This window comes from Cytobacillus oceanisediminis 2691, from assembly GCF_007678455.1.
Lineage (GTDB): Bacteria > Bacillota > Bacilli > Bacillales > Cytobacillaceae > Mesobacillus > Mesobacillus oceanisediminis_A.
Genome location: NZ_VEEP01000137.1, coordinates 1 through 298, shown reverse-complemented (window position 1 = coordinate 298; position 298 = coordinate 1). Strand labels below are relative to the sequence as shown.

Here is a 298-nt window from a genome sequence, read left to right as displayed (position 1 = left end):
GTACGGGTATAGCGATTTTAGAAAAGAGGTAGTGGGGAGATTTAAATTTGGTGGAGAGTATGTTGTGTGGAAGGTGTTTGGTGGAGATGTGCGGGTGTGTTTGGAAGATTTTGAATATGATTATATTGTGGGGGTTGGGGTGAGTGAAGAAGGGAATATGGGGAAGGATTTGGTGGTAAAGGAAGTGATCTTTTAGAGAAGTGATGAGGATGTGGTGAAGGAGAAGGATATTGGGGGAGTGGTGTGTTTGAAGGATGTGATTGAGGTTAAGGGTGGGTGATAAGAGGAGAATGGGCAA

The 298-nt window shown here is 44.0% G+C and carries 1 pseudogene; it reads left to right on the top strand.

Annotated features, from left to right (window positions below):
• A pseudogene (locus FS736_RS24600) lies at positions 1-196 on the top strand (hypothetical protein); the annotation flags it as partial.
• Between the last annotated feature and the right edge of the window lie 102 nt (positions 197-298).